Annotated in this window: 18 protein-coding genes and 2 pseudogenes; 12 read left to right on the plus strand and 8 right to left on the minus strand. The window is 74.0% G+C overall.

From position 1 onward, the window contains the following. The first annotated feature begins 3 nt into the window (after nucleotides 1-3). On the plus strand, nucleotides 4-462 hold the full coding sequence (locus GEV43_RS24610) for a thioesterase family protein (protein WP_160822718.1): 459 nt from the start codon (nucleotides 4-6) through the stop codon (nucleotides 460-462). A gap of 36 nt (nucleotides 463-498) precedes the next feature. On the opposite strand, the gene GEV43_RS24615 is transcribed toward GEV43_RS24610, so the two are convergent. Next, the gene (locus tag GEV43_RS24615; RefSeq protein WP_206681263.1) at nucleotides 499-1,371 is read right to left on the minus strand and encodes an AraC family transcriptional regulator; all 873 of its coding nucleotides are present in this window, start codon (nucleotides 1,369-1,371) and stop codon (nucleotides 499-501) included. 217 nt (nucleotides 1,372-1,588) lie between these two features. Next, complete coding sequence (locus tag GEV43_RS24620; RefSeq protein ID WP_160822719.1) at nucleotides 1,589-2,272, minus strand: TetR/AcrR family transcriptional regulator; 684 nt, start codon at nucleotides 2,270-2,272, stop codon at nucleotides 1,589-1,591. 214 nt (nucleotides 2,273-2,486) lie between these two features. Here GEV43_RS24620 and GEV43_RS55095 point away from each other — a divergent pair, with 214 nt between their 5' ends. Then, nucleotides 2,487-3,014, plus strand: a complete 528-nt coding sequence (locus tag GEV43_RS55095) for a helix-turn-helix domain-containing protein (protein ID WP_309239820.1) — start codon at nucleotides 2,487-2,489, stop codon at nucleotides 3,012-3,014. Next, complete coding sequence (locus GEV43_RS50930) at nucleotides 2,936-3,139, plus strand: SCP2 sterol-binding domain-containing protein (protein ID WP_309240031.1); 204 nt, start codon at nucleotides 2,936-2,938, stop codon at nucleotides 3,137-3,139. Before GEV43_RS55095 ends, GEV43_RS50930 begins: the two co-directional genes overlap by 79 nt. Nucleotides 3,140-3,509: 370 nt before the next feature. Here the strand turns inward: GEV43_RS50930 and GEV43_RS24630 are convergent, their stop codons facing one another. Beyond that, entirely contained in the window at nucleotides 3,510-4,475 is a 966-nt protein-coding gene (locus GEV43_RS24630) for a VOC family protein (protein ID WP_160822720.1), read from the minus strand. Between the two features lie 230 nt (nucleotides 4,476-4,705). Here GEV43_RS24630 and GEV43_RS24635 point away from each other — a divergent pair, with 230 nt between their 5' ends. From GEV43_RS24635 to GEV43_RS24670, 7 genes and pseudogenes are all read left to right on the plus strand, one after another. Then, nucleotides 4,706-6,283, plus strand: coding sequence for a class I adenylate-forming enzyme family protein (locus GEV43_RS24635; protein WP_160822721.1), 1,578 nt, complete (start codon nucleotides 4,706-4,708; stop codon nucleotides 6,281-6,283). Between the two features lie 3 nt (nucleotides 6,284-6,286). Beyond that, nucleotides 6,287-8,103, plus strand: a pseudogene (locus GEV43_RS50935) (CoA transferase). Between the two features lie 56 nt (nucleotides 8,104-8,159). Then, nucleotides 8,160-8,936 carry a VOC family protein gene (locus GEV43_RS24650; protein ID WP_160822724.1) on the plus strand — a complete coding sequence of 259 codons (777 nt, stop codon included), beginning with the start codon at nucleotides 8,160-8,162 and terminating at the stop codon, nucleotides 8,934-8,936. After that, nucleotides 8,933-10,456 carry an aminotransferase class I/II-fold pyridoxal phosphate-dependent enzyme gene (locus tag GEV43_RS55100; RefSeq protein WP_160822725.1) on the plus strand — a complete coding sequence of 508 codons (1,524 nt, stop codon included), beginning with the start codon at nucleotides 8,933-8,935 and terminating at the stop codon, nucleotides 10,454-10,456. The genes GEV43_RS24650 and GEV43_RS55100 overlap by 4 nt, the downstream gene beginning before the upstream one ends. Next, complete coding sequence (locus tag GEV43_RS24660) at nucleotides 10,440-11,162, plus strand: PIG-L deacetylase family protein (RefSeq protein WP_160822726.1); 723 nt, start codon at nucleotides 10,440-10,442, stop codon at nucleotides 11,160-11,162. The genes GEV43_RS55100 and GEV43_RS24660 overlap by 17 nt, the downstream gene beginning before the upstream one ends. A 16-nt stretch (nucleotides 11,163-11,178) precedes the next feature. Further along, nucleotides 11,179-12,084, plus strand: a complete 906-nt coding sequence (locus tag GEV43_RS24665; RefSeq protein WP_160822727.1) for a VOC family protein — start codon at nucleotides 11,179-11,181, stop codon at nucleotides 12,082-12,084. Nucleotides 12,085-12,090: 6 nt separating this feature from the next. Further along, entirely contained in the window at nucleotides 12,091-13,593 is a 1,503-nt protein-coding gene (locus GEV43_RS24670) for a DegT/DnrJ/EryC1/StrS aminotransferase family protein (protein ID WP_160822728.1), read from the plus strand. 57 nt (nucleotides 13,594-13,650) lie between these two features. On the opposite strand, the gene GEV43_RS24675 is transcribed toward GEV43_RS24670, so the two are convergent. The 5 genes and pseudogenes from GEV43_RS24675 to GEV43_RS24695 form a co-directional block, all read right to left on the minus strand. Continuing rightward, nucleotides 13,651-14,067 (minus strand): nuclear transport factor 2 family protein, encoded by a 417-nt coding sequence (locus tag GEV43_RS24675; protein WP_160822729.1) that lies wholly within the window; start codon nucleotides 14,065-14,067, stop codon nucleotides 13,651-13,653. A gap of 5 nt (nucleotides 14,068-14,072) precedes the next feature. Continuing rightward, nucleotides 14,073-15,623: a molybdopterin cofactor-binding domain-containing protein gene (locus GEV43_RS24680; RefSeq protein WP_309239821.1), complete on the minus strand. Its 1,551-nt coding sequence runs from the start codon at nucleotides 15,621-15,623 to the stop codon at nucleotides 14,073-14,075. A 68-nt stretch (nucleotides 15,624-15,691) separates the two neighbouring features. Beyond that, nucleotides 15,692-16,291, minus strand: a pseudogene (locus GEV43_RS50945) (molybdopterin cofactor-binding domain-containing protein); the annotation flags it as partial. Then, nucleotides 16,284-16,760 carry a (2Fe-2S)-binding protein gene (locus GEV43_RS24690; protein WP_160822732.1) on the minus strand — a complete coding sequence of 159 codons (477 nt, stop codon included), beginning with the start codon at nucleotides 16,758-16,760 and terminating at the stop codon, nucleotides 16,284-16,286. The pseudogene GEV43_RS50945 and the gene GEV43_RS24690, both read right to left, overlap by 8 nt. Nucleotides 16,761-16,763: 3 nt before the next feature. Beyond that, nucleotides 16,764-17,789 carry a methyltransferase gene (locus GEV43_RS24695; RefSeq protein WP_160822733.1) on the minus strand — a complete coding sequence of 342 codons (1,026 nt, stop codon included), beginning with the start codon at nucleotides 17,787-17,789 and terminating at the stop codon, nucleotides 16,764-16,766. A 136-nt stretch (nucleotides 17,790-17,925) separates the two neighbouring features. Between GEV43_RS24695 and GEV43_RS24700 the strand changes: the two genes are divergently transcribed. Both GEV43_RS24700 and GEV43_RS24705 read left to right on the plus strand, forming a co-directional pair. Then, complete coding sequence (locus GEV43_RS24700; RefSeq protein WP_160822734.1) at nucleotides 17,926-18,480, plus strand: ester cyclase; 555 nt, start codon at nucleotides 17,926-17,928, stop codon at nucleotides 18,478-18,480. A 39-nt stretch (nucleotides 18,481-18,519) separates the two neighbouring features. Then, on the plus strand, nucleotides 18,520-19,086 hold the full coding sequence (locus GEV43_RS24705; protein WP_309239822.1) for an XRE family transcriptional regulator: 567 nt from the start codon (nucleotides 18,520-18,522) through the stop codon (nucleotides 19,084-19,086). The last annotated feature ends 3 nt before the right edge of the window (nucleotides 19,087-19,089 follow it).

A 19,089-nucleotide genomic window follows, 5' to 3' on the forward strand; every position in this document is an offset into this window, starting at 1 on the left:
CACATGGCGGACCACTTCGAGTACCGGCACACGGTGGGCTTCGAGGAGACCAACCTCGTCGGCAACGTCTACTACGTCAACTACCTGAGCTGGCAGGGCCGCTGCCGCGAGATGTTCCTGAAGCGGGAGGCCCCGGAGGTGCTCGCCGAACTGCGGGACGGCCTGAAGCTGTTCACCCTGAGGGTCGACTGCGAGTTCTTCGCGGAGATCACCGCGTTCGACGAGCTGTCCATCCGGATGCGGCTGTTCGAGCTGACCCAGACGCAGCTGGAGTTCGGGTTCGACTACGTCCGGCTCGATCCGGACGGGCCGGAGTCGCTGGTCGCCCGGGGCCGGCAGCGGGTGGCGTGCATGCGCGGCCCGAACGCGCGGACCGTTCCCGCGCGGGTCCCGGACTCCCTGGTCAGGGCGCTCGGACCGTACCTGCCCGGGCCGCGGGCCGGATCGGGGACGCCCGCCTGACCGCGACGGGCGGCGGCTGCCCCGGTGGCGGCGCGATCACGCGCGGTGCGCCCCGCCGGACAGGCCGCCCCGGGCCGCCGGCGCCGGCCGACCGCTCCGGCCCGCCGGCACCGGCCGCTCCGCGGGATGCCGCGGCCCGGCGCTGCGCCGTCCGCTCATCGCCGGCCCGCGCGGCGCCACGACCACGGGCGGGCCGAACGGCATGGGCAGCAGCGGGGGGTCGAACGGCGTGATCGGCCTGAGGCGCACGTCCGCCGAGGTGACGCGGCGGGTGTCGGCCCTGATGTCGATCGGCCCGGTGCTGCCGATCGAGGGCCCTCGCTCCTCCTCCGAACGGCCGCGGGCGGCGTCCGGCTGGAGGGGCGGCGAGTAGACGAGCAGGTGCCAGGTGCCCTGGGGAACGTCGGTCAGGGTGAAGGGGCCCTGGCCGTGCCGGACCGTGCAGCTCGCGGGGGTGCCCCTGGGCATCGGCTCAGGGAACAGCCCGATGAAGACCGGCGCCTGCCGGCCCCCCGGTGCCGAGACGTCGCCGAGGACGGTCGCCGTGCCGGACGGCGCGGCCCCCTCGCGGTCGCCGCCGGGCTCGGGGGTGAGACCGCCGGTGGCGCGGTAGACGGTCGGCGCGACCCCGACGTTGGTCTTGAAGCGCGAGCTGAAGGTGCCGACGCTGGAGTAGCCGACCCTGTTGCTGATCTCGGCGATGCTCAGCGACGTGGCGGTGAGCAGCCGCTTGGCCTCCTGGAGCCGCAGCGCCGAGAGGAACTTGCCCGGTGACAGCCCGGTGGAATCCCTGAATATCCGAGTGAAATAGAACTTGCTGAACATCGCGACGCGGGCCATGTCGTCGACCGTGATCTGCTCGCTCAGGTTCCGCTGCATGGCCTCGATCGTCCGCTCGATGGAATTCACGACCTGCGGCTCCACTGGGGCGCTCCAAATGATCTTTGTGGACACTTTCACCAATAGTTAGCACCTGTGTTTAAAGGGTAGGCGGAGGTCCCGTCTAGACACAGAAAAACTCGTGCGAGATGGTTTTTCAAGCTCCAGAAGTGGCCAACCCCGAAGGGAGCTTCCGGGGCATTGGGATTGATGTTTCAAGCGCTTTGCGGCGGGGCGGCCGGGCCGCTCAGACGGCCTGCCGGGACGGCTCCGCCGGGCGGATCAGCTCCTCCTCGAACCGCCGCCGGGACAGCCGCACCGAGCGCGCGGCCGGCCCGGGGGCGTCCCCGGCCCCGGTCATGAGGCTGACGAGCTGCGCCTCGAAGCACTCCTGCGGCGGGTACGGGGGCACGAGGTAGCCGCCGAGCTCCAGGATGACCAGCCCGTGCGTGGCCGCCCACATCTGGTGCGCGACCAGCTCGGCGTCGGCGGCCTGGAACCGGCCCGACCCGATGCACCGCGCCGCGCATTCGATCACCGGGACGAGCGTGTAGCGCCCATGCTGCCGATCTTCCTCGGAAAGGGAGAACGCCGCCGGCGAGGAACTCCCGAACATGACCGCGTACAAGTGCGGATTGGCGAGGGCATTGTGCCGGTAGGCGCGGCCGAGCAGCGCCATGTCGGCGACCGGGTCATCGGTCGTCCGCGCCATATCGAAATAGCGCTGCATGCGGGCGAAGCCCTCATGGACGATCTCGCGGAGCAGGCCGCTCATACCGCCGAAATGCGTGTAGACGGGCATTGTCGAACTGCCGGCCTCGGTGGCGATCCGCCTGGCCGACAATGCCCTCGGGCCTTCCTCCGCCAGCAGGCGGGCGGCGATCTCCACCATGAGCAGGCGGGCCTGGGGGTCCGCCTTGCGGGGGCTCATCCGGCGGGACTTCCTTCCTGGTCGCTTGGTCTCCCGCACGGCCGCCCTCAGGGTAACGACAGGGAGACCAGTGCGGCATCTCTGAGATTGCCTCGTCGGTACCGGGGTCTCGGGCCCGAGGCGCGGGGGTTCCGGGGTCCGGGCCGCGCGCGGTCTCGGCCGGCTCCGGGCCCCGGTTGGAATATGCTTCTCAAGCGTTCTGAGAGGTGCTCACGTGAAGCGGCGACGTCGGATCTATGGCCAGTACTGCGGGCTCGCGGGGGCGCTCGACCTGGTCGGCGAGCGCTGGACCCTCTTGATCGTCCGTGAGCTCCTGGTCGGCCCGTGCCGCTACAACCAACTCCAGTCCAACCTGCCCGGCATCGGCACCAACCTGCTCGCCGAGCGGCTGAGGTTCCTGACCGAGGCCGGGCTCGTCCGGCAGCGGGGCCGGGAGGGCTCCAAGGTCAGGCTGTACGAGCTGACCGAGCAGGGCGAGGGCCTGCGCGAGCCGGTGCTCGCGCTCGCGCGCTGGGGCTCGGCACCCTGCACGCGCCGCGCGCCGAGGACGTCGTCCGCCCTAGGTGGGGCGCGCTCGCCGTGGAGGCGATGGTGGACCCGGGGGCGGTCGAGCGGGACGAGCGGTACGAGTTCAGGATCGACGGCGAGGTCTTCCACGTCGAGATCGAGGGCGGCAGGGTCGCGGTCCGCGACGGCAAGGCCGCCGCCGAGCCGGCGCTGGTGGTCACCACGGATCCGGTGACCTTCGTCGAGATCGGGGCCGGACGGCTGGACCCGCTGGAGGCGACGCTCACCCGGCGGCTGTCCATGGAGGGCGACGACGGGGCGGTGCTGCGCTGCTCCCGCCTCCTCGGCCTGCTCCCCTGACCCGCCCCACCCCCCACCACCGAACTCCCGCGCCCCACAGTGAGCGCGAAGTACCCCGGGCCCCCACCCTCCACCCGCCCCGCCGGGGCCGCCGGGGTCGTCGCCGGGGCCGCGGTCTCCGCCCGGCCCGCCGGGTTTGCGCTCTTCGCGCGGCCCGCCGGGGCCGTTGGGTCCGCCGGAGTCGCCGGGGCCGCCAGGTCCGCGCTCTTCGCGCGATCCGCCGGGGCCGGGCTCTCCGCCGGGGTCGGCGGGGTTGTGGGGACGCGGTTTCTCAGGGGGTGCGGGGGTGCGGGGGTGCCGGGGTGGTCGGTGGGGGTGGGGCCCGGCGGGGGCTTCTGGTGGGTGCGGGGTTGGTGCGGGCACCGCGGGGTCACCGGTGGGCGGTCGGCATCATCCAGTTGCGGTCCTTGTCCGCCTCGACCGCCAGCTCGCGCACGTAGAACGGGTGCCCGAACGGGTCCTCGAAGCGGGCGAAGGCGCCCTCGGGCCGCCGTTCGATGCCCCGCGCGAACCCGACGCCGCGTTCGGTCAGCTTGGCCACGGTGCTCTCGATGTCGTCGACGCGGAAGACCGGCGCGATGCCCTGGCCGTGCGCCGGGTCGAACTCGCGCGGGGAGTACGGGACGCCGAGGTCGTCGGTCACGATGCCGCTCGGGTGCATGTGGTGGGTCGACAGCAGCACGCCGCCGCCGTCGTACTTGGCGATGCCCTCGATCTCCTCGGCGCAGTTCTGGTTGCAGCAGTGCACCCGCTCCAGGAGGTTCAGCCCGAGCGTCTCGTCGTAGAACTCGAACGCCGTCGTCTGGTCGTTCTCGAACATGAACAGGTAGCACAGCGGGTTGCCGCGCAGGCCGGTCTCCAGGTCCGTGCCCCGGGCGGGCTCGGCCGCCGGGCCCATCAGCTCGTCGCCGCCGCGTCCCCAGCAGCGCCAGATCTGGCGCAGCTTCGGGGCGCTCGGCCAGGTCAGCGCCTCCTCGGACGGCTGGTACAGCATGAGCCGGTGGCCGTTCGGGTCGTAGAAGTCGGTCACGAGCCCGACCTCGTAGCTGCGCCGCCGCATGAACTCGACCCCGCGGGCCTCCAGCGCCGTCCGCATGCGTTCGAGGTCCTCGACCAGGAACACCACGTCGGACGAGTCGTCGCGGCGGCCGTAGAGCTGCACGCCGTGGTCGGCGGCCGGCTGGAGGCAGATCTCCAGGCCGCCGGCGCCCAGGAAGGCGCGCCGCTCGTCGGACTCGAACAGGGGCAGCCCGAGCTTGCCGCTGTAGAAGGACGTCGACTCGGCCAGGTCGTGGACGTAGACGATGAGGTGGTCAAGATGGGATCCGGTCAGCATGAGAGCACCTCGAAGGACGCGACGTAGGGCCTGTGCGGACGTCCGAACACCGTCCGGGCCACCGATGCTCGCACCGGGCGGCGCCGCCGGGCTTCTCGCCGTTTGCGCAAAGGGCCGTCCGGCGACCGCGCAATCTACGAGAAGCCGCCCGCGCCGCGCCGGCCCGATGCTGGGCACTCCGGCCGCCGGGCCACCGTCCGGCGGTTCCCGTACGGCAGTGAGGCGAGGGCGTGTCCGGAGCCGACAACGAGACGCTGGCCGAGGCCCTGGAAGAGGCGGCGCGGCGGTGGCCCGAACGGCCCGCCCTGATCGACCGGCACCGGCGGCTGACCCACGCGGAGCTCGCCGACGCCGTCGCGCGGCTCGCCGCCGGTTACGCGCGCCTCGGCCTCGCGGGCGGCGCGCGCGTCGTCTCCTGCGTCTCCAACCGGTGCGAGGCCCTGATCGCGCTCGGCGCGGCGTGGCGGTACGGCGCGGTGCACGTCGGCGCCGAGGACCGTTCGACCGGGCCCGAGCTCGCGGCGATCGTCGAGCAGACGGGCGCGGACCTGCTCCTGTACGAGCCGGTGCCCGGCAGCGCGGATCCGCTCGCGCCGATGCAGACCGTCCGGCGCGTCCACCCCGACCTGCACGTCGTCATCGTCGGCGACGTCCCCGTCCACGAGGAGTGGACGCGGTGGTCGGAGCTGGTGGACTCCGGCGCGGAGCCGTTCGCGAAGGCCCGGCCCGGGATGCGGGACCCGGCCATCGTGTTCGTCTCGTCGGGAACGACGGGCAGGCCGAAGGCCACGGTCGGGTTCCACGGCAACCTCGCGCGGCGCTGGCGGCGGCTGGGGGGCTGGCTGGAGTTCTCGCCCGACGACGTGCACCTCGCCCAGCTCCCGCTGTCCCACGGGTTCGGGATGATGATGGCCGTGGCGGCGCTGCTGTCCGGCGGACGGCTCGTCCTGCACGAACGCTTCTCGGCGGAGGCGGCCCTCGCCGCCGTCGGCGACGAGGGGATCACCGTCGTCAACGGCGCCCCGGCGCACTTCAAGCTCCTGCTGAACCGGCTCGACCAGGCGCGGCACGACGTCGGGACGCTGCGGCTGAGCGTCGGCACCGCCGCGCCGTTCGCGCCGGAGCTGGTCACCGACATCTGGGAACGGCTCGGCGTGCGCTTCATGTTCATGTACGGGTCGAGCGAGGGCGTCGGCGTCGCCACCACCGACGAGGACGACATCATGCGCGGCTCGGTGGGGCGTCCCGCGCCGGGCTCGACCGCGATCGTCGGCCCCGACCACCGGCCGCTGCCCGTCGGGACGGTCGGCGAGGTCGCGTTCTCGCGCGGCGTGTACCCGGTGCGCTACTGGGAGGACCACGACGCGCTGCGCCCGCCCGAGCCGGAGCCGGTGGCCAACGGCGACTGGTACTACTCCGGCGACCTCGGCCGCCTGGACGAGGAGGGGCGGCTCTACATCGTCGGCCGGCTCAAGCACCAGATCGACCGGGGCGGGCTCAAGGTCGATCCGATGGAGGTCGAGAACGCGCTGCTGACCCGTCCCGAGGTGGCCGACGCGGCGGTGCTGGGCCTGCTCAACCCGGTGCTCGGCGAGGAGGTCTGCGCCTGCGTCGCGCCGTCCCCGGGCGAGGCGCCGACGCTCGCGGGGCTGCGGGACGCGCTGGGCGAGCGGCTGGCTCCGCACAAGCTCCCCGAGGTGCTCTACCTGCTGGACGAGATCCCCCGGACCCGGATCGGCAAGGTGGACTCCGACCGGTTGCGCGACCTGATGGACGCCCGGCGGCCTCAACGGCTCGTCCGGCGGTGAACGATGGCGCTGGAGGTCGTCGGAGCGGCGGGCCGGGACTCCCTCCGCGCGGTCCTCGCCGGTGCGGCGGTCTCGCCGCGCGGACGCCCCGTCCGGGCGGTGGACACCTGCGCCGCCCACCTCGCCTGGCTGGGCGCGGTGCGCAGTCCGGAACCCGCTGTCGGCTGCCTCATCGGCGGGCCGGACGGGGCGGACGGTGAGGCGACCGCGCAGGCCGTGACCGGTCTCATGGCGGTGCACGGCCGGGACCGCGGCGTACCCCGGCGGCTCGGTCTCGACGCCGTCTCGGTGGCGACGGGCGTCGTCGCGGCCCAGGGCGTCCTCGCGGCCCTCATCGCGAGGAGCCGCGGGCGGGACGTACGGGGCGTGGAGGTCTCCGCCCTGGACGCCGGCCTGTTCCTGCTCAACCACCACGTGACGATCGCGACCAGCGGCGGGGACTTCCCGCCCCACGAGTCCGGGCCCGCGCCCGGCCCGCCGTTCGCCACGGCCGACGGGCGGTGGGTCGAGGTGGAGGCGCTGTCGCCCGAGCACTGGATGGCCTTCTGGGGACGGCTCGGCGTCGTCCGCAAGGACATCGTGGGCCGCGCTTGGCTGCCGTACGTGCTCCGCTACCTCGCCGGACGCTGCGCCCTGCCCGCCGAGCTGCACGAGGCGACGCGGCGCAGCACTCTGGCGGAGCTGCGCGGCGCGGCCGAGTCCTCCGGCGTCGCGCTCTGCCCGCTCCGGACCGAGACGCCCGTGAACGGCGGACCGGAGGCGGCACCGCCCTGGACGATCAGCCCGCACCCGGAGATGCCTGGGGCCGCGCCCCCGGCGTTCTCCGCGTCCCGCCCGGTGGCGGACGACGCGCCGCTCAGCGGCCTGCGCGTGGTCGAGGCCACCTCGCGGATGCAGGGGCCGCTCGCCGGCCTGCTCCTGCGGATGCTCGGCGCGGAGGTGGTCAAGGTCGAACCGCCCGGCGGCGACTTCGGCCGGGGCAGCCGGCCGCTGGCCGGTACGACCGGGGCCGCGTACCTCGCGTACAACCGGGGAAGAGCGTCGTCGAGATCGACTACAAGAGCCCCGCCGGGCGGGCCGAGATCGCGGACCTCGCCGCCACGGCGGACGTCTTCCTGCACAACTGGCGGCCGGGCCGGGCCGGGAAGCTCGGCCTGGACGCCGGGAGCCTCCGCCGCCGCAACCCCCGCCTGGTCTACGCCGGGGCCTCGGGCTGGGGCGGGGAGCCGGAACCGCCCAGCCCGATCGCGGGCGACTACCTCGTCCAGGCGTACGCGGGCTGCGGCGAGCGGCTGAACCCGCCCGGCGAGCCGCCGTTCCCGACGCGCGCCACCATCGTGGACGCGACCGGCGGGCTGCTGGCGTGCGAGGGCGTCCTCGCCGGCCTCTACCTGCGGGAACGCACCGGCCGCGGGTCCGCCGTGGAGACGTCGCTGCTGGCGGGAGCGCGGGCCCTGCGCGCCGCCGCGCCCGAGAACCTCCTCGGCTGGGACGTGCTGGACGGCCCGCTGGAGACGGTCGACGGGCATCTGGTGGTGGACGCGCCGGACCCCGCCGCCCGGCGGCGGCTCCAGCAGGCGTGCGGCCTGGACGCGGGCGCGACGGGCGCGGTCGCGGCCGAACGGATCGCGGACCGGCTGCGCGAGCTGCCGGCGGCCGTGTGGGAGGAGCGACTGCGTGACGCGGGCGTCCCCGCCGCCAGGGTGTGCGCCGATCCGCGCGAGCTGCCGGACGACCCGCGCGTGAAGGGCCGGCTGGAGTCGGTCAACGGCGACTGCTGGGCCCCTGGAGCCCCGTGGCGCTTCACGAGCAACCGCTGAGAAGTGTTCGCCGTGCCTCGGTTCCTATGCTCGCCGTTAGAGGAGAAGGAGCTTTTGTGAGCCTCAGCCACAGCCTTCTGACCTACATCTTCCTGGAAGCGAAGGCCCTCAACAGACAGCGCGAGCTCCTCCAGTCGTACGTCGGCCTGCCCGTCCTGGAGGTCGAGTCCCGTCCGGGCACCCGCCACGGCGTCGTCAAGTACGACGCGGGCAACGTGATCCTGTCGTTGAACCTCTCCCATTCCAAGAGGTTCCGGTGGGACACCTCGGACGCGCTCGTCATGGTCTTCGAGGTCGACCGCCACTGGCGGAGCGGCACGGGCCTGGTCGACCTGCACGGCCACCACTACGCGTTCGTCCCGACGCCGGAGGACCGCGCGCGGGAGCGCAGGCCGCCCGTCGTGGTGGAGCTGCGGCTCGGGGTGCAGGACCTGGCCGTCTCGGCCGCCTTCTACCGCGACGTCCTCGGGCTGGAGCCCCGGGACGGGCGGCCGGACGCCGCGTCGTTCGCGCTGGGGGAGATCACGCTGACGCTGGAGGAGGCCGAGCGCGCGGTCGACGGCCGCCAGGCCCGGCACGACACCTACCTGCTGGTTCTCCACACCGACGACATCGAGCGGTCGCGGGACGACCTCGGCGGGCGGGGGCTGGAGTTCAGCAGCCCGTTCGTCGGGTCGAAGGAGATCGGCCGGACCGTGCGGTTCGAGGACCCGACCGGGCACCGGTTCTGCCTCTACGAGCCGTCCGAGGAGAGCCTGACCTGGCCGAGCGGGCGCAAGCTCCAGGAGCTCATCGCGCGCCCGGCCGCGCCGACCGAGATCAGGCACCCGTGACCGCGCGGCGCGAGGAGCTCCTCCGCATCCTGGGCGAGCAGGCGCCGGGCCGCCGGGTCCTCGGCATCGGCCCCGGCGCGGACGCGGACGCGCCGGAGCTGGCGCGCTCGGGCTTCACCGTCACCGTCCTCGACGTCCGGAACGGCTTCGCGCCTTGGACGGCCGGCGAGATCGACGCGGCCGTGTGCGCCGGGCGGCGGGACGGCGACCGCGAAACCGACCGGCGGCGCCTGCTCCGGCGGATCCGCGAGCACCTCGTACCGGGCGGCGTCCTGGTCATCGACGCCGATGGTGAGACCGGCCTCGAACGCTCGCTGCGCCGCTGCGGCTTCGCCGCCGAGCCCGCCGCCGAGCCCGCCGCCGAGCCCGCGGGCGGCGCGTCGGAGTGGCTCGTGGCCCGCGCCCTGCCGCATCCCCCCGGATCGCTGGCCGTCGCCGACTGGGGAACGCCCGCCGACGCGCAGCTCGATCTGCGCTACGCCGACGACGAGGCGCCGTGGCTCGACCCGTCGCCGCGCGAGGTCTGGCAGGACGCCGTACGGTCCGCCGAGGCGGGCGGCGCCGACCTGATCGCGGGCTACCCGGTGTACGACCCGTACGGCGGCGTCCGGGGCGCGGACGCGGTCGGCCGCCACTTCGGCCATCGGTTCGCGCCGCATCAGGTCACGTTCGCCGCCGGGGTGACCTCGCTGCTGCACGACCTCGGCGGGCTCGCCGACGGCGGGCCGATCGCCGCCCCCGCTCTCGTCCACCCGGACCTGGAGACCTGGGCCGTGGCGGACGGCGCGGAACTGCACGTCATCGACGGGCCGCTGGACCACGCCCGGCTGGCCGAGGCCGTCCGGGACCTCCGGCCCGCGCTGCTGCACCTCGACCGGCCGACGTTCACCGCCGAGGTCCTCGCGCTCGACGAGCTGGAGGACCTCGCGCGCATCGCGGCGGCGGCCGGAACGGTGATCCTGATCGACGAGGCGCCCGCCCCGTACCTCGGCCCGGAGGGCAGCGCGGCCGGGCTCGTCGGACGCGCCGACAACCTCGTGGTGCTGCGCGGGTTCACCAAGGCGTACTCGTGGGGCGGGCTGCGCGGCGGGTTCGCGCTCGCGTCCGAGGGGGTCGCGGGGCGCGTCCGCGAACTGGTGACCCCGCTCCAGATGGGCGAGCTGGCGTTCGAGGCGGCGCTGCGCCTCCTGGCCGCCGGGGACGTGTTCGGGAAGCTGCGGGCCAGGATCCACCAGGTCAAGCCCGCGTTCGCCGACCGCGTCGCCGCCGACGGACTGGACGTGATCCGCGGCCATCCGGACATCCCGTGGATCGTCGTCCGGGACGAGGACGGGGCCGCCACGCGGTTCTTCCACGAGCGCGGGATACGCGGCCTGCGCCCGGTCGCCGGGCCCGTCGCCTCGCCGCGGCAGGCCGGGCTGCTGCACCTGACGGTGCCGCTGTCGGACGAACGGATCGCGCTCTTCGAGAAGCTCGCCTCGCACCGGGAGGAGGACCGCGCGGATGACGACGGACGATGACTGGTCCCGCCACGGCCGCGTCCTGGTCGTGACGGCGCACCCCGACGACCCGGAGTTCCATTTCGGCGCGACCGTCGCCAGGCTCGTCGGCTCGGGTGCCGAGGTGTTCTACGCGATATGCAGCGACGGGTCGCGGGGCGTCGCGGACCCCCGGCCGTCCGACCTGGAGGTCGCCGCCCTGCGGGCCCGGGAGCAGCGCGAGGCGGCGGCGGTGCTCGGCGTCCGCGAGGTCGCCTTCCTCGGCCTGCCCGACGGAGGGCTCACGCCGGGCCCCGCCCTGCGCGAGGCGATCGCCCGCCAGATCCGGCGGTACCGGCCGAGCCTCCTGCTCACCCACTTCCCGCGCCGCGTCCTCAACCTGCCGGTCGAGGCGTCCCACCCCGACCACGTCGCGGTCGGCGAGGCCGCGCTCGACGCGGCGACGCTCGACGCCGGCTCGCCCCGCGCCTTCCCGGAGATGCTGGGCGAGGGCCTCGAACCGCACCGCGTCGCCGAGGTGTGGCTGCCGGGCTACGAGCGCCCGGACCTGTTCGTGGACGCCACCGCGTTCATGGACAAGAAGACCGAGGCGATCCTGTGCCACCGCAGCCAGCTCGGCGACGGCGACCCCGCCGAACCGCCCGCGTGGGTCGGGGAGTGGATGCGCGGGGTCGGCGCGGGATGCGGTTACGAGTACGCCGAACACTTCAGGCGCATCACTCTGTGAAAGGCGGGGCCGACCGATGCTGAACGACTGGCGCCTTCTCTACGTGAACCTCCATGTCGGCGACCTCGCCGCGGCCCGGGCCTTCTACGAGAACGACCTCGGCTTCGAGCCGATCGCCGAAGGGCCCGGCACGGTGAGCTACCCGGCGGGCCACGCCGTGCTGTGCCTGGACCGGGCCGAGGACGCGGGCGTCCCCCCGCCGCAGGGCCGGGACCGTTCGATCGCCGTCACGTTCCTCATCGACGACATCGACGAGATGCGCGCGGCACTGGAGGCGCGCGGCGCCAAGCTCCCGAAGACGCTGGTGTCCCCGGCCGGGTCGATGATCGACTTCTACGATCCGGACGGGCACTGGCTCTCGCTCTACCAGCCGTCCGGCAAGGCGCTCGGCTGGCCCAGCGCCGCGAAGGTCAGGGCGCTGCGGTCCGCGCCGGACGGGCGCCCGTCGCCGGCGCGGACCGGGCTGAACGACCACGACGTCCTCTACCTGTTCCTGTTCGTGGACGACCTCGCGGGCTCCTCGGCGTTCTACCACGAGGGCCTGGGGTTCCAGCCGATCGAGGTGACCACGTGCAACCGCGGCGTGACGAGCCTCGCGGACGGGGTGGTCAAGTACGACGTGGGCGCCACGATGCTGACCACCCACCACGTCGGCGACGCCGAGCACGCGGCGCTGCACAAGGTCACCACCAAGAGCTCCGGCGGGCTCGCGGTCGGGTTCCACGTCCCCGACCTCGACGCGGCGGCGGCCGAGCTGGCACGCGCGGGACTCGACGTGACGCGGGGGACGGGCCCGCTCGGCGCGATCGCCTCGTTCTCCGACCCGGGCGGCCACGTCTACCACCTCGCGGAGGTCTCGGAGGCGGCGCTCGCGCGGCCCGGCGGGGACAAGATGCGGCACATCGTCACCGCGAGCCTGTGACACGCGATGACCGTGCGCAAGGTCCGCGGACGGCCCTTCCGGGTCCTGCTCGGCGAGATCGACCAGGCCGACGGTGACGGGGCCCTGGCCGAACTGCTCCGCGAGAGCAACGACACCTGCCGGCCCGCGGCGTTCGCCGTCGTGTCCGCCAGGGCGCGCGAACGCGTCGGCGCGCGGCGCCATGAGAGGGCCCTGCGCCTCGCCGGCCTCGGCCTCCACCTGGACCTGCCGTACACCCCCACGGCCGCCGAGCTGACCGGCGAGGACGAGGAGCGCAACGTCCTCGACGTGCTCAGGCGGAGGCGCCTGTGGCGGTACGAGGTGCCGTCCGCCGACTCCTACGTGTCCCGTTTCGAGCACGAGGCCGAACGGCTCCTCGGCGTACGGCACGTGCACGCGACGGTGTCCGGCACCGTGGCGTTGCAGATCGCGATGATGGCGCTCGGCATCGGGCCGGGCGACGAGATCGTCATCCCCGCGGTCGGCTGGGTGGGCTGCGCCGACGCCGCGATCCTGTGCGGGGCCGTCCCGGTGCCGGCCCAGGTGGACGAGACCCTCGGCATGGACCCGGCCGACGCCGAACGGAAGATCACCCCGCGGACCAAGGCGATCATGGCGGTGAGCCTGCTCGGCAACCCGTGCGACCTCGCCGCGCTGCGGGAGGTCGCCGACCGGCACGGCCTGGCCCTGCTGGAGGACGGCTGCCAGGCGTGCGGCGCGAGCCACGGCGGCCGGCGCCTCGGCGGCCACGGCGACGCGGCGGTCTTCAGCACGAACTTCATGAAGTTCGTCGCCGCCGGGGACGGCGGCTTCATCGCGACCGACCGGGACGACGTCTACGCGTTCGCGGTGCGGTTCACCGGGGGCAAGGCGTTCCCGGCCCGCAAGCGCGACCTGGGCCTGTCGGCGCCGGTCCTGCCGTTCAGCACGCTGCGCATGACCGAGCTCACCGGCGCGGTCGCGCTCGCCCAGCTCCAGCGGCTCGACCGGCTCCTCGGGAGCCTGCGCGGCGCCAGGGACGAGATCTTCGCGCGGGTGGGCGAGGGCCGGGGGTTCCGGGTCGTCCCCGGCAACGACCCCGCGGGCTCGGCGGGATGGAGCACGCTGCTGCTGTTCCCCGACGCCGACCGTTGCCAGGCGTTCGCCGCCGCCATGCGGGCCCAGGGCGTACGGCACGTCACGACGTCCCAGGAGAAGTTCGCCGGAGCGGAGATCTACCACTGCTGGCCCGCGATGGCCGGAGAGCAGCCCATCCCGCAGGCCGGCGGGCACTGGGCGACCGAGTACCCGGCGATGACCGGGCGGCGGTCGATCGACGCGCGCTCCAGCCCCTGGACGCATCCGCTCTACGACGGCACGGCGAGCTACCCCGAGGGGTTCATGGACGAGAGCCTGGACCTGATCGCCAGGATCGCGGTGATCCAGACCAACCCCCGGCTGGAGCCGGAGCACTGCGCGACCATCGCCGCGGCGATCCGGACCGCGGACGAGCGCACAGCCCGCCCCTGACCCCAGGACGCCCGCGCCGACGTCCCGCGTCCGGCGCTAGCGCCCCGCCTCCGGCGGCTAGCGGTCCGCGTCCGGCGGGCGCAGGATGGCCGCCCGGTACCGCTCCGGCAGGTAGACCGCGTTCGAGTGGAAGACGACCTGGCCGTCCACCACGCGGTAGGTGTCCGTGCCGAACGGGATCGTGTCGGTCTTGAACAGCGTGAAGGCGTACTCTCCGGCCACCTCCTGGCGGAGCACGCGCGTCCCCGCCATCGCCTCGGGCGGCAGATGCGCCATGCGCCGGGCGTGCTGCCGCATCGCCTCGTCGTGGCCGACCCTGACCCCGGTGGGGGAGAGCCAGACGTAGTCCTCCGCGTGGAACCGGAGCACGTCCGCGAAGCTCCCCTCCCCGGCGAACGCGCGCGCGACCGCCTCGGCGCGCCGCGCCAGCACCGACCGGGTGTCCGCGCTCAGGCGCGATGCGTCGTCTCCCACGGGGTTCACCTCCATGAACCGGTCTCGGCATGGTCGAGCACTCCGCGCGGCGCCAGCGGCAGCGCGCGGAGCCTGACCCCGGTGGCGTCGAAGATCGCGTTGCCGAGGGCCGGGGCCACCCCGACGATCGGGCTCTCTCCCGCGCCCGCGGGCGGCAGGTCCCGCCGGTCGAGCAGGACGACCTCCAGCTTCGGCACGTCCGGGAACCGCGGCACCCGGTAGCCCGCGAACGACGCGTTGGCGATCACGCCGTCGTCGAAGTCCACGGCCTCGAACAGCGCGCCGCCGATGCCCTGGACGACCGCCCCCTCGACCTGGCCCCTCAGGTGGTCGGGGTTGACGATCGCGCCGCACTCGAAGACCTGCACGACGCGTTCCACCTGGACGTGCCCCGTCTCCGGGTCCACGGCCACCTCCGCGCAGGTGGCGAGGTGGCCGCCCTTCTCCCGGCCCAGCGCGAGACCGAAGCCGCGGTCGGCCCTCCGGACGCGCCCCTCCCACCCGAACGCGTCGGCGGCGGCGTTGAGGACCGCGAGCAGGCGCGGGTCGCGGAGGTTGCGCTGGCGCAGCTCCAGCGGATCGACCTCCATCGTCCGCGCCAGCTCGTCCATGTGGGTCTCGCGCGCGAAGTGGTTGGCGGTGGCGGCCAGGGCGCGGTACGGGCCCTGGCGGAGCGGCGAGCGGGACGGCTGGTACTCCACCCGCTGGTGCTCGACGTGGTACGGGCTGAGGAGGCCCTCGGCTCCCGCGTTGCGGCAGGAGAACTCCCACGCGGTGAGCGTGCCGTCCGTCCGGGCCCCGGCGCCGACGTCGACCACCGCGGCCGGCCGCAGATAGCCCCAGGTGAACTCCTCGGCGCGCGTCCACAGGACCTTCACCGGCTGGCGCACCGCCCGCGCCAGGCGCGCGGCCTCCACGGCGGCCTCGCCGGTGTGCTTGCCGCCGAAGGCCGAGCCCGCGTCCGGAACGACCACGCGGACGTCGCGCTCGGGCACGCCGAGGACCCGGGCCAGCTCGGCGCGCACCGCGAACGGCCGCTGCGTCGCCGTCCACACCTCCAGGCGGTCGTTCCGCCAGGCCGCGACGGCGGCCCGCGGCTCCATCGGGGCGTGGGCGATGTAGTCCATGGTGTAGGTGCGGCGCAGCCGTGTCGCGGCGGCGGCCCACCCCTCGTCCAGCGAGCCGCCGCGGTGGGTGACGGCGCCGGCCCGGCCGGGGACGTCCACCGGGTTCTGCCGGAGGTAGCCGAACAGGTCCTGCCGTCCGATCTGCGGCACGCGCCGCCAGGTCGCCTCGACGAGGGCGAGCGCGCGCGCCGCCGTCCAGCCGTCGGGGCGGTGAGCCCGACGACGTCGCCGTCCCGGACCACCGTCACCCCGGGAACGGCCTCCGCGGCGGCGGTGTCGAGCGTCTCCAGCGACGCGTGGAACGCGGGAGGCCGCAGGACCCGGCCGTACACCATGCCGGGCAGGACGACGTCGGAGGAGAACCGGTGGCCCCCGGTGACGAAGTCGCGCCCCTGGGACTTGTCGGCCGGGAGCCCGGCGATCAGCCACTGGTCGTACGGTGTCACCGCCCGGTAGCCGGACGCCGTCTCGACCACCCGCCGCCCGGCCGCGACCTCCCCGAGCGTGGCCTTGCGCCCGGTCCGGTGGTCGGTGAGGATGCCGTCGAGCAGCACGGGGACCCGGCCGGGCAGGTTGTGGCGCACCGCCAGCGCCAGCACCACCTGCTTGGCCGCCGCCGCGATCCTGCGGAGCTGGGTGCCGACCGTACGGGTCGTCAGACTGCTGAAGGTGCCGATGTCGTACGGCGAGACGTCGGTGTCGCCCATCACCAGCCGCACCGCCGCGACCGGCGCGGACAGCTCCTCGGCGACCACCTGCGTCAGCGAGGTGCGGATGTTCTGCCCCACCTCCACCTTGCCCGTGTAGACCGTGACGGTCCCGTCGCCGGCGATGTGCAGCCAGCTCCCGATCACGGGCCGCGACCGCGCGCCGTCCGCGGCCGCCGCGCCGTCCGCCGCCGCCGCGCCGGGGGTCTTCGCGCCGGACGCCTTCGGCCCGGGAGGCGGCGGCTTCTCCGGGATGAGGAAGACGACGACGATGCCGTCACCGGCGATCTCGAAGAACCGGTCTCCGAAGTGCTCGTCCCCGGGGTCTCCGGTGCCGTCCGCGCGGGCGGGGCCGCCCGCGGCCGGGGCGTCGGCGGGGCGCTCAGCCATCGGAACCCTCGCGGAGGACGGCCGCGGCCTCGCTGATCGCGGCGGCGATGCGCGGATAGGCGCCGCACCGGCAGATGTTGGCGCGCATGAACGCGGCGATGTCGGCCTCGGACGGCCGGGGGCTCAGCGCCAGCAGCCCGACCGCCGCCATGATCATCCCCGGGGTGCAGTACCCGCACTGGACGGCTCCCGCCCGCAGGAACGCCTCCTGGACCGGATGCAGGCTGCCGTTGTGCGCGAGGCCCTCGACCGAGGTCACCCGGCGCCCCGCCGCCTCGCCGGCCGGGACGACGCAGGAGCGGTCGGGCCGCCCGTCGACGAGGACCGTGCAGGCGCCGCACACGCCCTCGCCGCACGCCGGCTTCGCGCCCGTGAGGTCGAGGTCCTCCCGCAGGACGTGCAGGAGGCTGCGGTCCGGGTCGGTGTCGATGACGCGCCGCACGCCGTTGACTTCGAGTTCCACGTCCATGGCTCAGCTTCCCGAGGCGTTCGCCCCGGCGGCCCGGCACTCCAGCAGGCCGTAGCCGTGCCTGGCCGCGGAGACCCCGGCGAGGCGAAGCCCCGAGGCGGCCAGCAGGTCCGCGAACTCCTCCTCCGTGCGCTCCCTGCCGTGGCAGCCGACGAGCATCAGCAGGTCCATCAGCTTCGCGGGGGAGGGCTCGCCGCCGGACGTGACGAGGAACTCGACGATCAGCAGCACGCCGTCCGGCCGCATCGCCCGGCGGCACGCCGCCAGCACCCCGGCGGCGTCCTCGTCGGACAGGCCGTGCAGCACGCTCTTGAGGATGTACGCGTCGCCCGGCGGCACCTCCCGGAGGATGTCGGCGCTCACCGCCTCGCAGCGGTCGGCGACCCCGGACGCGTCCAGCGCGCGCCGGGCGGCGTCCAGGACGCGCGGCCGGTCCACCAGCACGCCGCGCAGCCGCGGGTGCCGCCGGAGCACGGCGGTCAGGAGGTCCCCCCGCCCGCCGCCGACATCCACGACGGTCTCCACACCGGAGAAGTCGAACTCCGCGACGGCCCGCGCGATCGGCCCGGTGTGCCGCGCCATCATCGCGTCGAACACCTCGCCGGACTCCGGGTGGTCGTCCAGGTAGTCGAAGAACTCGCTCCCGAAGATCTTCTCGAACGCCGGCTCGCCGGTGCGCACGCTGTGCTCCAGGCCCCCGAACGCCTGGTAGCCGACCCCGCCGGACCAGAGCGCGAACGGCAGGACCGACCGCGGCCCCTCCCGCAGCAGCTCGCTCACGGGGGTCAGGGCGAACCGCCGTCCGGCGTCCTCGCGGAACACGCCGTGCCCGGCGAGCAGGCGCAGCAGCCGGTACAGCGCCGGGGCATGGGCCCCGACGTCCGCGGCGAGCCGCTCGGCGCTCCGCGGGCCGTCGGCGAGACGGTCGGCGACGCCCAGCCGCGCGGCCACGTAGACCGCCTGCTGGAGTTGGTTTCCGCGCACCATCTCCGCGAGGAACTGGGCGGCGGAACGCTCGTCCGGAGGCATGCCGCCCAGCCTAGAATCGCCGCCGCCGCCGTCCTTCTCGCGGTTTGCCTTCTTCCCGCCGGCCGCCGGGCGGGCCGATCAAAAAGGCAAGGAGAGAGAAGGCCCCGGGCGAGGACGCCGATTTACCATGACTCGCATGTCCGTCATGCAGCCGAAACCCATCCCGTGGTGGAAGTATCCGCTGGGGCCGCAGATCCGGCGCCGCAACAAGGCGATCGTCCGGCAGGTGCTGACCGCGTTCGACACCGGCGACGTCACCCTGATCGACCAGCTCGACTTCTCCGACTACATGGACGAGGTCCCGCTCCCGCCGAGCTTCCGCGGGGCCAAGGGGATCAAGCGCTCGATCCAGGACCTGCACAAGTCGTTCAAGGACCTGCGGTTCGAGGAGGAGGTCTGCGTCGCGGAGGGCGACATGGTCTACCTCCAGCACCGGATGACGGGTTTTCACCACGCCGATTTCCTCGGCATTCCCGCGTCGGACAAGTGGGTCTCGTATTCGGGCTGGGATATCAACCGGATCGAGCGCGGCCGGATCGTTCAGCATGTCGGCGCGGTGGGCCTCCAGTTCCTTGAGACGTTCGACTTCCTCGACCCGGAAGTGCTGGAGCACCCGAAATTCCGCGCGTACGTCAAATGCCACGGACTGCGCCGCGAGCCGGGCGACCGCCCGAGCGAGCGAGCGTCCTGACCCGTCCGTCGAGTGGCCCCCGGTGATTGGAGAGATGGCGTGAAGAACGGCTCGGACGATATCCCGCAGGTCGTGGCGCAGGTGCTGAAGTCGGTCCGGGGCTCGTACGGCTGGAGCCTGGAGAACGTGGCGGCGCGGGCCGGCGTGGGCGAGGACGCGGTCGCGGCGCTGGAGAAGGGCGAGACCAGGCCCAGCCTGGAGCTGCTGATCGCGGTCGCGGACGCCCTGGAGATCCCGCTGGCGAGGCTGGTGAGCGACGAGGTCGAACCGCGCATGCGGCTGATCCCGCCCGAGCGGCAGCCCGCCCTGTGGCACGGGCCGAAGGGCGGCACCGGGACCATGCTCGCGGCGAGCGACCCGCGGCTCTACCTGGAGATGTGGAAGTGGCGGCTGGCGCCGGGCGAGATCCGCGAGGGCTTCCCGCATCCGCAGGGGAACCGTGAGATCACGTACGTGGACGAGGGCACGCTGACCATCACCGTGAACGGGCGCCGGTACGTGGTGACCGAGGGGGCGGCGGCGGTGTTCGTGGGTGAATGGCCCCACAGCTATGCCAACGAGGGCGACACGCCGCTGGTCTACACGGTCGCGATCGCGGACCCCTGAACG

Origin of the sequence: Actinomadura sp. J1-007, from assembly GCF_009793335.1 — a bacterium.
GTDB classification, from domain to species: domain Bacteria; phylum Actinomycetota; class Actinomycetes; order Streptosporangiales; family Streptosporangiaceae; genus Spirillospora; species Spirillospora yumaensis.

Bases quoted from the DNA above. Each gene is read 5' to 3' on its own strand.
- GEV43_RS24700 (WP_160822734.1), top strand. From the start codon at position 17,926: ATGTCCGTCATGCAGCCGAAACCCATCCCGTGGTGGAAGTATCCGCTG.
- GEV43_RS24695 (WP_160822733.1), bottom strand. From the start codon at position 17,789: ATGCCTCCGGACGAGCGTTCCGCCGCCCAGTTCCTCGCGGAGATGGTG.
- GEV43_RS24660 (WP_160822726.1), top strand. From the start codon at position 10,440: ATGACGACGGACGATGACTGGTCCCGCCACGGCCGCGTCCTGGTCGTG.
- GEV43_RS24665 (WP_160822727.1), top strand. From the start codon at position 11,179: ATGCTGAACGACTGGCGCCTTCTCTACGTGAACCTCCATGTCGGCGAC.
- GEV43_RS24670 (WP_160822728.1), top strand. From the start codon at position 12,091: ATGACCGTGCGCAAGGTCCGCGGACGGCCCTTCCGGGTCCTGCTCGGC.
- GEV43_RS24690 (WP_160822732.1), bottom strand. From the start codon at position 16,760: ATGGACGTGGAACTCGAAGTCAACGGCGTGCGGCGCGTCATCGACACC.
- GEV43_RS24610 (WP_160822718.1), top strand. From the start codon at position 4: ATGGCGGACCACTTCGAGTACCGGCACACGGTGGGCTTCGAGGAGACC.
- GEV43_RS24630 (WP_160822720.1), bottom strand. From the start codon at position 4,475: ATGCTGACCGGATCCCATCTTGACCACCTCATCGTCTACGTCCACGAC.
- GEV43_RS24620 (WP_160822719.1), bottom strand. From the start codon at position 2,272: ATGAGCCCCCGCAAGGCGGACCCCCAGGCCCGCCTGCTCATGGTGGAG.